The 9,948-nt window shown below is 50.6% G+C and carries 12 protein-coding genes and 1 pseudogene; all 13 read right to left on the reverse strand.

Features of this window, described 5'->3' with window-relative positions:
- Nucleotides 1-113: 113 nt before the first annotated feature.
- On the reverse strand, nucleotides 114-626 hold the full coding sequence (locus NDN16_RS20600) for a DUF1833 family protein (RefSeq protein WP_251115291.1): 513 nt from the start codon (nucleotides 624-626) through the stop codon (nucleotides 114-116).
- Complete coding sequence (locus NDN16_RS20605; RefSeq protein ID WP_251115292.1) at nucleotides 623-2,536, reverse strand: Ig domain-containing protein; 1,914 nt, start codon at nucleotides 2,534-2,536, stop codon at nucleotides 623-625. The genes NDN16_RS20600 and NDN16_RS20605 overlap by 4 nt, the downstream gene beginning before the upstream one ends.
- A 2-nt stretch (nucleotides 2,537-2,538) precedes the next feature.
- Nucleotides 2,539-4,803 (reverse strand): phage tail tape measure protein, encoded by a 2,265-nt coding sequence (locus NDN16_RS20610; protein ID WP_251115293.1) that lies wholly within the window; start codon nucleotides 4,801-4,803, stop codon nucleotides 2,539-2,541.
- A 122-nt stretch (nucleotides 4,804-4,925) separates the two neighbouring features.
- The gene (locus NDN16_RS20615; RefSeq protein ID WP_251115294.1) at nucleotides 4,926-5,204 is read right to left on the reverse strand and encodes a hypothetical protein; all 279 of its coding nucleotides are present in this window, start codon (nucleotides 5,202-5,204) and stop codon (nucleotides 4,926-4,928) included.
- Between the two features lie 35 nt (nucleotides 5,205-5,239).
- Nucleotides 5,240-5,584 (reverse strand): hypothetical protein, encoded by a 345-nt coding sequence (locus tag NDN16_RS20620; RefSeq protein ID WP_251115295.1) that lies wholly within the window; start codon nucleotides 5,582-5,584, stop codon nucleotides 5,240-5,242.
- The gene (locus tag NDN16_RS20625; RefSeq protein WP_251115296.1) at nucleotides 5,584-6,006 is read right to left on the reverse strand and encodes a phage tail tube protein; all 423 of its coding nucleotides are present in this window, start codon (nucleotides 6,004-6,006) and stop codon (nucleotides 5,584-5,586) included. The genes NDN16_RS20620 and NDN16_RS20625 overlap by 1 nt, the downstream gene beginning before the upstream one ends.
- Before the next feature lie 5 nt (nucleotides 6,007-6,011).
- On the reverse strand, nucleotides 6,012-6,389 hold the full coding sequence (locus NDN16_RS20630) for a DUF3168 domain-containing protein (protein WP_251115297.1): 378 nt from the start codon (nucleotides 6,387-6,389) through the stop codon (nucleotides 6,012-6,014).
- Complete coding sequence (locus tag NDN16_RS20635) at nucleotides 6,389-6,850, reverse strand: HK97-gp10 family putative phage morphogenesis protein (protein WP_251115298.1); 462 nt, start codon at nucleotides 6,848-6,850, stop codon at nucleotides 6,389-6,391. Before NDN16_RS20635 ends, NDN16_RS20630 begins: the two co-directional genes overlap by 1 nt.
- A complete protein-coding gene (locus NDN16_RS20640) occupies nucleotides 6,844-7,230 on the reverse strand; it encodes a phage head closure protein (RefSeq protein ID WP_251115299.1) in 387 nt (128 codons plus the stop codon). The genes NDN16_RS20635 and NDN16_RS20640 overlap by 7 nt, the downstream gene beginning before the upstream one ends.
- The gene (locus tag NDN16_RS20645) at nucleotides 7,223-7,495 is read right to left on the reverse strand and encodes a head-tail connector protein (protein ID WP_251115300.1); all 273 of its coding nucleotides are present in this window, start codon (nucleotides 7,493-7,495) and stop codon (nucleotides 7,223-7,225) included. The genes NDN16_RS20640 and NDN16_RS20645 overlap by 8 nt, the downstream gene beginning before the upstream one ends.
- A complete protein-coding gene (locus tag NDN16_RS20650) occupies nucleotides 7,476-8,012 on the reverse strand; it encodes a hypothetical protein (protein ID WP_251115301.1) in 537 nt (178 codons plus the stop codon). Before NDN16_RS20650 ends, NDN16_RS20645 begins: the two co-directional genes overlap by 20 nt.
- Nucleotides 8,005-9,384, reverse strand: a complete 1,380-nt coding sequence (locus NDN16_RS20655; protein ID WP_251115302.1) for a phage portal protein — start codon at nucleotides 9,382-9,384, stop codon at nucleotides 8,005-8,007. Before NDN16_RS20655 ends, NDN16_RS20650 begins: the two co-directional genes overlap by 8 nt.
- 238 nt (nucleotides 9,385-9,622) lie before the next feature.
- Nucleotides 9,623-9,948: pseudogene (locus tag NDN16_RS20660) on the reverse strand (hypothetical protein); the annotation flags it as partial.

A 9,948-nucleotide genomic window follows, 5' to 3' on the forward strand; every position in this document is an offset into this window, starting at 1 on the left:
TGAGCCGTGGTCGTCTAAGCTACACCACTCCATGGGACACGATCCATAACAATCGTATCCGTCTGGACCTCGACCACGTTCTTTGAAGGGAAGGCCAACGTAATCATCAAAAATCATGAGAATAATCCGGGGAAACCAGCCTGTCGAAACTCACCGGCAGGGAACGGTTCATCGGAATAGCTATCAGCCGAAAGCCCAATTGTAACGTTTACAGCATCAAAGCTTATTCTATTTATATCTAGCGGTTGTACGGGTATCTCGACAACATCAGGAGTCGATAGGGTTACAACCTCGATCATGATCGTTGTTGGTGCATCGTCATTATTGATTGTTCGAAGAAGCTCAACCAATTCGCGGTTGGTATTTGCAATTTGAATTTGGCTAGCTGGCGCTCGTTCGCTCTTGTCGTCTGGCAATGCCAACTGAAACGGAACGTATTGGTAGCTGCGGCCTCGACTGATCGTTGCCCATGTTTCCGGGCTATCATCGATTAGCGTTGTGGCATGATCGCAAACACGAATTGGTTCGGAAAGAAGGTCATCGTAGATCGTCAACAGGGTAATAGCGACTTCACCGCTACCTTGCGCTGTTAACGCGAATCGCATTTTGGATGATAGATTTCTCATAGGGAACTAAGCTCCCTTAACTCTTCATCCGATACCCTTCGAGGAATGAATTGAACCGACTCGATCCAGCCGTTTAGCTGTCCACCGTTTCCAAGGATCGTAGACCAGCCGATATTGATATCGTTGGCTGTCCCGGCAGGTGTTGGGTTTGCTCGTGATACGGTACGTGGTTCCCTTCCGTTTACCGCAATCGAGGCGGTAGACATATCGAAGGCGTAGGCAACCTTAGCGGGGATCGTGCGGCCAACGTTCGGTAGCTCGTTATCGGCTACGAAACCGCCTGCGTTGACGATCTGGCCGGTAGCGACACCAGATGTTGCCCCGGCTGTAACTGCATTGACCTGAAGGATCACGCCGTTATTGCCACCGGAACGATCTACAAGGCGGCGAGTGTTGACCGTATCGAAGGTGCGGAATTTCGCGACAACGGTAGAGGCGAACGGGCTGAAATAATTGCCCTGCCATCCATTCGGGATAACGTATTGATCGGCTGCACGTGTTGCGGCTGCGGTCGTGGTTGGAATGATACTGGTTGGAAATGCGCCAACTTCCGACTGCCAATATTGGGTTAGGATGCTCGAATAGCCGTCGCCAACTTCCTGCGCTGTCGGCTCTCCGTTCGCGCTTACGATATTGATCCAAAGGCCAACGTTGCCGTTTGTCGTGTTGAGGGTCTGTCCCTTCAAGGCGATGCGATACCAACCGTTACCAACTGAATTGATACGGGCATCGAAGTCACCGGAACCGCCTACCGTTCCGACCTCACCAGTTGCAAGGTTGAAGTAGGCGTTGGATCGGATCGAGTGATTGGCGAACGTTCCGCACCAAGCGTAAATCCATCTCTTGGCCGATCCTGTCCCTAGCTTCACAAGGGCTGTATGCCAAAAGTCAGTTGTCGAATTTTCGGGGAATGCCGTGACCGTGTAGCCGATACGATGCTCACCGGTATTGCTGCCTTCGGTAATCTGGACTGCATCGCCGCCGTCGATACCGGCACCGGCTACCACCGTGCGAGTTGAGTTGGTAACATTCCAGCCGGAACCGGAGCCGGGAAGGGAACCGCCAACGATTACGTTGGTGCGGGCTTCCTCGATCAAGACGCCATTGAAGCGGGAATTTACAGGCTCGTAGTCGAAACGCGGCTGATTAGCTGGCGCGATCTTCAGAAGGCCATCGATACCGAAATAGGTTGCCGTGGAATTGCGGGTTAGGACAGGATCAATCGCAACACGACTTCCCCTTTCGCCACCATGAATCCATGCACGGTTGCGGACAGTTAGGGTAACGGCTCGTGTAGCTGTACGGCCATCATCATCGGTAACTTGGATCGTGAAATTATAGGTGCCGGCAAGCGGAGGCACACCGGTAATAGTCCCGGTTGTGGTATCCATGGCAAGACCGGCAGGAAGGGAACCAGCGACGATATTGAAACCACGGTAGGGCTTTGTTCCCTCGATAACTGTTGGCGTCCAACGATAGGCAACGCCTTCTCTGGCTGGCGTAATGGCATCAGTTGAAAAGGCTGGCGCTGGCGGTGGAAGGGTATCCATCTTTTCAAGCTTGATCGAAACTTGGAAAAGGTTTGGCGTTATTGGATTCCAACCCGGCAAGTCAACGAAGCGAACTAACGCCCTGTGACCTGACAACTGGTATAATTGCGGATCGCGAATTTGGAAGGATATCGTACCGCCAAGAGTTGTTACGTTAACAAATTGCTCTAGCGTTCTCACCTGACTGGCATTCAATATCATGTTTCCAGTAATTGAGCTTGGCATGTTGGCAGTGCGAAGGCGTAACTTAGCTGGACCGGTATCCATATTAGAGCGTAAACGCCCGTCACCCATTGCGTACGAATAGCCCGATAGTAGAAAATCTTGTGGTAATGAAATAGGCCATACGTCGAACGCCATTTTTATCCTCTTTTAGTCAATGTCTGTCTTGCACCGTAATTTTGCGTTAGCGCGTTAAAGGTATCAGTGCCGGGAGTTGTCATGTTTCTCGTATTGATCTTGTCAACAAAGAAACTGATATCACCGTTGGAATTTGTTTCCGCTCTGGCATCATGACCGGAGGCATTATTATTTATAATAATGTTTGGCGCGAAGGTTCCGCGACCACCAATCGCTTGATTAGGCTTCGTGACTGTAACTGTCTCGTTCGGGGAAGCTCTGAAGGCAACTAGCTGGCTATCAACGCCACCCATTCCGTTGTGCGATCCAACCTTGAAGGAACCACCACGGGCAAATCCAAACAAGCTACCGACTAGGCCGGATAGGATACCACCGATACCGCCACCGCCTGACTTACCGCCACCTGCACCGCCAGAACTGAATAGCGATTGGAAGACATGGTTTAGGGCAAGATCGGCAAGGCTACTCAATACGTCTTTGATGGCATCACCAACGGATTTTGAACCGTCGATTACGCCAGAGAAGGCACTGGAAATCGTTTGCCCGATGTTGCTGGCGATGGATTCCGTTTGGGTTTCCATTTCGCCCATACCGTTGTTCAAGCCTTGGACGATGTTGTTACCAACTTCGTGCATGACACGTGACGGAGAATGGATGCCAAGAAGGCTTTTTACGCCACTGACGGCTGACGATGCGACACCCTTAGCGGCATCAACAACCATGTCTTTCCCGGACGAAATACCGTTGATCAAGCCTTGGATAATGTCCTTACCAATCTGAAGCATCTGGCCGGGTAGCTCGCGTAGGGCCGCTAGCATTTGCTGGCCCATGTCCTTCACGGTCTGGATTACCTGTAGGACACCTTCCTTAAAGCCCGGAATGAACGTGTTGATGATGTTGAGAAGCATGTCGCCCCATGCCTGTGCGGCACCTTGGGCGGCTTGGAAGGCTCCTACAAAGTCACCCTGTAGAAGGGCTACGATGCCAGCGAAGACCTGCTTGCCAACCTCGAATAGCCCTAGGAAATATTGTTTGATGGATTCAACTACCGTCTGGATCACGGTCGCGACGGCAGGGAATGAAGTCTTGAAGGATTCCCAATTCGTGTAGAGGGCAACGGCTGCGGCACCTAGAGCGGCAAAGGCTGCGACGGCTGCTAGGACAGGGGCAGAGATACCGGCGACGATTGTTGCTAGTGATCCTAGAACAACCAATAGAGGGCCAACGGCAGCGGCAGCGGCGGCAATGATTGTTCCCCATTTTAGGAACGCGGGATTAGCTTCGCCCAAATAGTCAACTAGACCGGCAAGCTTTGTAACCAGCATCGTGACGAACTCTAGTAGCCCGGAACTTGCAATAGCGATCTGAAGGGTTTCGAAAGCACCAGATAGCTTTTCCAATTCACCGTTGAAACCCTTCATTCGAGCTTCGGCTTGTTCGGTTGCGCTCGTTTCGGAAATCTTTTGTGTTAGATTATCAACACCTTCGGCACCCTGATCCATCAAAGCGATGGCTGTACGCATGGCGTCGGTTCCGAAGATCGTTGAGATAACGTTGTTTCTCGTTTCGTCGTTTAGACCCTTCAAATTGTCCTGAAGGATTTGGGCGATTTCGGACATGGATTTCATGCTGCCATTCGCGTTGAAGAACGAAAGATTGTACTTGTCCATCAACCCGGCAGCTTCATCGGAAGCCGGAACCAATCGAGTTAGGAAGGTTTTGAAAGACGTACCGGCATCGGAACCGCTGGCGAACACGGATGATGTTGCGGCAATGGTCGCGTTGAAGTCTTCAAAGCTCACACCAACACCGGCAGCAACACCACCAGCTTGCGCAAGGGCAAGGGCGTAATCGTTGAATGTGAATTGTGAGTTTAGGACGACGCCGGTAATCTCATCGGCAACGCCGATCATGTCCTTGGCTTCGATTTTGAATTGAGCCATGGCGTTCGTTGCCACGTCTGCGGACTCGGATAGATCGCCGCCAGTCGCTTCGGAAAGCATGATCGTGGCATCTGCGGCACCAGCTAGAATGTCGCTCGCGCTTACGCCGTTCTTAACAAGCATTTCGATAGCGTCTGCGGACTCGGAAGCTGACTTCGAAGTGTCCGCACCTAGCTCAAGAGCTTTCTTGCGGAGCGCGTCCATTTCGACCGCTGTAGCGCCGGATGCAGCTTCAACACGGTTCATGCTGGCTTCGAAATCACCAGCCATCTTTACGGATACGACACCAAAGCCGACGATGGGCGCTGTAACGGCAACGCTCATCTTTTTACCAACTGCGGATAACGTCTTGCCAGTGCGTTCTAGCGAAGCGTGTACGCTCTTTAGGTCATTCTCTAACTGTGCAGTATCAATCGATAGTAGGACGCGAAGCGCGCCGATTGGAGTCATTTAATTCCCTTATTAAATACTGCGGCCCACTGTTTCGCAATTGCAAGCTGTTGTTGCCATGGCTGCGGTGCCGTTTGTTCTTTTCTCTTTTTGTTTTTGGAAGGTAATACCTTCTCAAGCCTAGGCCATTTCTCAACGCGATTGAGGTAGGCACCGATATGAGCCACCTGCACGGCGCGATCTAAAGCAACTTCGTGCGCCTTGTTTCTGGCGTTAACAATCGCTTCAAGAGTGCGGGGAGTTTGTTTCCAGAATGATTCTGGTTCGAAATTCAATTCCCCGCACCAAATGCCGAAATATTCAAGGTAGGTCAGTCGGCTTGTAGCCTGCCCACCTTCTTCACGTTTCCCGATTGGTTCTTATCGTCTGGAAAGGATGCCTTGAAAGCTTCAGCTACGATGCTGCTAGCCTTGTCGGCTCCGATTTCATTGATGATATCACCAGCTTCAATATCGTTTAAACCGTGATGGCGTGATAATCCGATACGAAATAGCGTTCTGAAATTACCAGTCTTCGCGCCAATAACTTGGCCTAGCTCGGACGCTGATACACCGAAGGCATCTTCGATTTCGCAAATTGCGTTGAAATCTAGAACTAGCGTGTAATTCTCACCACCTGCGGTAAACGATACCTCACCCTTATGACGGTTGGCCATTAAGCTGCCTCACCAACAACTGTTGAACCTGTTACCTTGAATGTAACAGTTGCGGTCATTCTGTCTTCTAGAGGAACCGTAGCTTCGTAACCTGTAAGAATCCCTTGGAATGTCCAAGTTGCGTCGTTCGGAAATGTGATGCGGCATGTTACGTTCTGGCGGCTATCGCGGATGGATTGCAAAAGAACGTCGCTATTGGAACCGGGAATGAAAGCCATTTCTAGAGATGCTTCACCCGGATCGCGAAGACCAAGGATAAATTCACGTGTCGCGTTTGGGCTGGACATGTGAGTTGCGTCAACCGTATCGATTGTATCGCTTGGAGGGGTAATTTCGATAATTTCTGAAACTGGCTGGAAGGTAGTTCCGCCGTCCGTAGAGATATCGAATCTTGTGCTATAGCCAATTTGTGCTTCTGACATTGTTTTTAAAATTCCTTATGAAATAGTTGTATGTCTAATCTTGTTCTGAAAATACGTGAAGTATCTGCATCTTCCGAAGTATCGGATTCATCTAGAATAAAAGAACCTTGAAATGGCTCTGTGATACCGTTTAGAGCTTGAACAACTGCCCTAGCCGTATTCTTTGTTTCTTGATATGTCTTCCCCCAACAATCTATTTGAATGCGGGAATTGACTAAGTTGTTTGCGCCGCTATGCGTGTAGTAGCGGATACCATCAACACGTTGAAATGTTATCGATGGAAGGCTATCCGTTTGCGGCCTATCTACAGGGCGAATCCTACTACCAACAATTGCGGTAAGAGCTTCGCTTCCTCTAAGTGTATTTAGAAGTTCTTCCTCCATTACCCTCCTGATTTCTTTGCGAGACGGGCGGCAGATTTTTCGATTTCGGTCCAAAGCATGTTTGTAATGATATCGAGGGCAGTACCCTTTTCGGCATCCCATGCCGGGCGCATGAACGGTTGTGCCGGTTCCTTGAAGGTTCCGAACTCTTGCGTGATTGCCTGCGGATGCTGGCCGGGGCCAACATACATATCGACCGTTGTCTTTGCTGCGGATCGATACCCTTCGCTCGTCATGGCGGCACCGCCTGACCTTTGGGATTTCGCCAGTTTGGTTGATACGTCGATGGATTCAGCTAGATCGCCAAGGCGCTTAGGTGCTTTGGCTCTGGCCGCTCTGGCTATCGGTTCGCCTGCCTCTTTCAGGACACGGCGGCAAACACTGCGGTTCGTCGCTTTCGGAAGCTCGTTTAGTGCCCTGCCTAGCTCTTTCAAACCTTCGATCTTGACCTTCATTACCATTGGACGGACTCCCATACGGCGATAGGTTCAAGGGGAGGGACGCCACCAGTTGGGGCAAGATCGGCTCTAGCGGCTGCGGTAATCTCCAATCCTTCGCGGCGGCCAATCTCTTTGACGCCTACGATTTCGTAGACGCGGTTTTCAAACTCGACACGATCCAATGGCGATACGCTGGATACCGTTTGGCTGTAGCGGATTTGGAAACGGGTTGTGATCGAGGCGGATACCTGTCCGGCAGCAAAGCGTTCGCCATCCTTGATATCTTCCTTGGATGCCCAAACGGTCGCCAGAGTGCCCCATGTCTTCACTACTTCGTTGAAGGCATTCGTCGTTTCGTTGAAACGCTGGATTGAGATTCTGCGGTCACGGTTCTTAAGCAACTGTCGGTTTCCTCGTTCTTTTGAGGATCGACTTCACGGCTGGCGTTAGAAGCTCGTCGTGGTTGTCGTATAGGCCACGGATCACTAGGAGAGTTGCCGTTTTCACGCGCGGAGGCACGTTGTCGGCATCATAGGGAATAGCCAATTCCAGATAATCGGAAATGATATCCTCGGCTTCGATCACCATCGCGGCTAGATCGGCTTCGGCATATGCTTCTTCGATGCGGAGGCGGTCGCGGACTTCGTTAACGGATAGAAACGCCATCGGCCCCCCTTCCATCGCGGCCACGCTTGACGGCCAATTGCCAATCGGAAGTTCCTGGCTTTTCGCCAGTGTCCTTTAGGGCAATGAAGGTGCTACCGGAGTAGGTGACGGTATCGCCACGCTGATAAGCCTTCTGTTCCCATACGCCGCGATAGAGCGGGACAGGAAGCACGAAGGAAGACATGGCCTTGTGTTGCTCGTCTTCGAACGTGAATTCGAGCGTACGGCCATCCTCGGCCAACTGGATATCGAATGCGGTTAGATCGAAACCGTCTTTGCCATCCTTGCCGGGATCGCCATCCTTGCCGATTACAGGGCCTAGGTTTTTCTCGGCACCGTTGGAGTAGGTTGCGACTAGATCGCCGTCACGGGTAATGTGGACGCTGGCAACGCTGTTGCGTTCTGCGGATTGCTTTTCCAACTCATCAATACGGGCTAGCAAAGGCTTGGTAGCTTTATCGATGGCTTTGGTAACTGCTTCTAGGATCGTTTTTCCGAATATTTCTCCGTCAAACATTAGCAAGACCTTTCGTTATAATATCCATGGCCTTCTTTTGTTCGGTTTCGGCCTCTCTATCTGTTGTATTTATAGCCCTCTCGCGTTCGGCATTCTTCATTCCAAACGGATCGTTACGATCACGCTCGGCAATAGCTTCTAGGCTGTGATATTGTTCCTGCGCATACAGTGAATCGCCGCCGTCTTTAGGTTCGTAGTTGAACCTTGCTCTACCTTCGTTTGGCGTCATGACACCGCGATTGACAAGCTGGACAACAGTTTCAGCAAGTGAGGATTCATCTAGGCGGATTAGATCGATAAGATCGAACTTTGATCGCAATGAACCTAAGCCTAGACCTTCATCCAACAGGTTTTCGATTGCTGTTAGGTAACTCTGCAGGCACTGATTATGATATTGCTGATCTAGAGCGGAAACGTTGTTGTAGCTTGGAGCGTCACCAACACCGATCTTGTAGGCAGGGATACCGAAGACGGAGCAAATCGTGTTTTCCGTCCACTTCAATTGATCAACCAGCGCGGCATCGACCGGGCTTGTCGTCAATGGCTGGTAGGTGATGCCATCTGATACAACGGCGACGTTACCCTTGTTCGCTCCGGCGAAATTGCTCTGCCACCAAGCGCGGATTTCGTCGGCGTTTTCCTGCGACATTTCACCGGGTGAGGTTAGGATACCGCTAGGCTGCGCACCGTTTTTGAAGAAGGTCGCGGACGTGGTTGCGATCTCGATACCCGTATAGGCGGCAAGACCTGCGGCCATGATCGGGGAGAGTCCTACCATCTGGTGATACAGGCAGTTGTAACGGTCATGCATGATGCGGCTGGCCGGAACGAAGAAGCCTTGTTCGGGAATGCCTGCAATGTCGTCTAGCTCTAAGCGATACCAAACTTCATGGGGAAGCGGCTTCGCTGCGGTAGATTCAGGGCTTGGAAGAAGGTACGGCTTAACGCGGTTTGGATCGAGAATGTAGAGGCCGCTAACCGACAATGCATCATCATATGCCTTGTAAACATAGGTGTTGCCAGTCGTTAGCTTGGACATAAGCCAATGCTCGAAAAATTGTTGGCTGTTTTGGTAATGATTAGGGCGGCGGAGAAGCTTTAGCTTGCGGTGCTTTTTAACGGGCACCCAAACGTTATTGTCTGAAATTTCACAAATATCGACTTCTAGCTTGCCGATATCGGAACTGATTAGATTGATGCATCGAAATAGCGTTGGATTCGAATAAACGTTTTCGTTCTTAACTTCGATATTGCGCTGCCATGCGCCTGTAAAAGGTTCAAGGATGCGGTTCATTAAACTACCGCCTCGGTTTTCAACTATGGGGCGGGCCGTAGATTGTGATTTTGTAATAGTAAGCCCGAATAGCTCCATTAGTCGGTTTCCTTGTTTGTACGCCTCTTCTTTTTAGGGGCTTCCTTGATTTCTACGTGATCGATTGCGCGATTAATTGCTTTGTAAAGTCTGGCAACGTCTGGATTAGCTTCGAAAATATCGCCGGGTTCTAGTATCTTGTTGCCATATCGGAATGTGGTAATTGCTTTTAGTTTCAAAATTGAATTCCCTGAAATGGTTGATGGGGCCACCAAATTGCAGCCCCATCGATATTTAGTTACTCGCCTAGAGCACCGTAGTTTGCGTTAGAAATAACGGCTACGGAGTTATCGCGGCGCTTGCCCCAATTGATGAAGCGTTCGACACGAAGGGCGACAAGGTTGTTCTGCCATAGGGATACTGGCGCGGAAGTTGCATTTTCAGGATCGGAATCCATGATGATGCTAGCTTCGCGGCTGGAATCTAGGACTAGACCTTCTTCAGCTAGTAGGATTTCGCTTGTCTTTACTAGGACGATGCGACCGGCTGTTACTGGATTCTCGGAAACCACGACTGGAAGGATCGTGTCCCATGGAGTGGTGTAGCTTAGACGACCACGGCTCA

It is taken from the genome of Aureimonas altamirensis, assembly GCF_023702225.1.
Classification (GTDB): domain Bacteria; phylum Pseudomonadota; class Alphaproteobacteria; order Rhizobiales; family Rhizobiaceae; genus Aureimonas; species Aureimonas altamirensis_B.

What these genes read in the sequence shown, in the direction of transcription:
- NDN16_RS20625 (WP_251115296.1), bottom strand. Translation starts at nt 6,006, where the DNA reads ATGTCAGAAGCACAAATTGGCTATAGCACAAGATTCGATATCTCTACG.
- NDN16_RS20650 (WP_251115301.1), bottom strand. Translation starts at nt 8,012, where the DNA reads ATGTTTGACGGAGAAATATTCGGAAAAACGATCCTAGAAGCAGTTACC.
- NDN16_RS20620 (WP_251115295.1), bottom strand. Translation starts at nt 5,584, where the DNA reads ATGGCCAACCGTCATAAGGGTGAGGTATCGTTTACCGCAGGTGGTGAG.
- NDN16_RS20635 (WP_251115298.1), bottom strand. Translation starts at nt 6,850, where the DNA reads ATGGTAATGAAGGTCAAGATCGAAGGTTTGAAAGAGCTAGGCAGGGCA.
- NDN16_RS20630 (WP_251115297.1), bottom strand. Translation starts at nt 6,389, where the DNA reads ATGGAGGAAGAACTTCTAAATACACTTAGAGGAAGCGAAGCTCTTACC.
- NDN16_RS20600 (WP_251115291.1), bottom strand. Translation starts at nt 626, where the DNA reads ATGAGAAATCTATCATCCAAAATGCGATTCGCGTTAACAGCGCAAGGT.
- NDN16_RS20610 (WP_251115293.1), bottom strand. Translation starts at nt 4,803, where the DNA reads ATGAGCGTTGCCGTTACAGCGCCCATCGTCGGCTTTGGTGTCGTATCC.
- NDN16_RS20605 (WP_251115292.1), bottom strand. Translation starts at nt 2,536, where the DNA reads ATGGCGTTCGACGTATGGCCTATTTCATTACCACAAGATTTTCTACTA.
- NDN16_RS20655 (WP_251115302.1), bottom strand. Translation starts at nt 9,384, where the DNA reads ATGGAGCTATTCGGGCTTACTATTACAAAATCACAATCTACGGCCCGC.
- NDN16_RS20645 (WP_251115300.1), bottom strand. Translation starts at nt 7,495, where the DNA reads ATGGCGTTTCTATCCGTTAACGAAGTCCGCGACCGCCTCCGCATCGAA.